Below are 890 nucleotides of genomic sequence, written 5' to 3' on the forward strand. Positions count from 1 at the left end.
TCTAGATTCACCCGGTGACACGGGTGGTTCCCGCAGGGGGAACAACTTCATTAAGCGACTTCGTGTCGCACCTCGACCCAATTATTGCATATCGGTAGATTGCCATCATCCAGATAACGGCTTAAGGCTGGCCAACGCTTCAGAGTGTAATTGATAGCCTTGGCGGTAGGAGAACTCGATGGCACTGTCAGATGATGTTGGTTGAGCCATTCATATAGTTGTTGCATCACTGGTTGACTATGCTGTTGTCGGTATTCGCGGCGGTCTTCCGCTGTACCATCGGTCTTTTTCCTGAGTTCTGCTTCTATCGCATACAGTTTCTGAATCAGCACTAAGGCCTGTTCAGCGACCTGACTTTTCCCAGTTACATGCAGTTCATGGAATTTACGACGTGCATGGGCCATGCACCCCACCTCAATCACCTGGCCTGATTTAAAACGTGCTTTATAACCACTGTAATCATCACAGACTAGATAGCCCTGCCAGCCTTTCAAGAACTCTTCAGCATGCTGGCCTGAACGACTATCCTGAAAGTCATAGATCACCGCCTGAACTGGATTGTGAACCGTACTGGGTTTGTCGGAGACCACTTTTCTTGAGAGAATGTCCCGATGAAAAAAGTAAAATACACCCCTGAAATCAGAGATAGAGCGGTTCAATTATTGATTGAATCCGAAAAAGATTATCCATCGAATTGGGCTGCGATCACAGCAATTGCGCCTAAGATTGGTTGTACTCCTGAAACTCTACGTGTTTGGTATCAAAAGCATTTAGATCAGCAAAATCCTATTAAAGTACAACAGATATCTGATCAATAAAAAATGAAGCAAATGGAACGTGAAATTAAAGAATTAAAGCGTGCCAATGAAATTCTACGTAAAGCAGCCGCT

General features: G+C 44.8%; 2 pseudogenes. One reads left to right on the forward strand and one right to left on the reverse strand.

The window, feature by feature from the left end:
- Positions 1 to 71: 71 nt before the first annotated feature.
- Positions 72 to 572 (reverse strand): annotated as a pseudogene (locus CF596_RS14470) (IS66 family transposase); the annotation flags it as partial.
- Between the two features lie 39 nt (positions 573 to 611).
- Between CF596_RS14470 and CF596_RS14480 the strand changes: the two are divergent.
- Positions 612 to 890, forward strand: a pseudogene (locus CF596_RS14480) (transposase); the annotation flags it as partial.

This window comes from Acinetobacter sp. YT-02 (assembly GCF_002412355.1).
Lineage (GTDB): Bacteria > Pseudomonadota > Gammaproteobacteria > Pseudomonadales > Moraxellaceae > Acinetobacter > Acinetobacter towneri.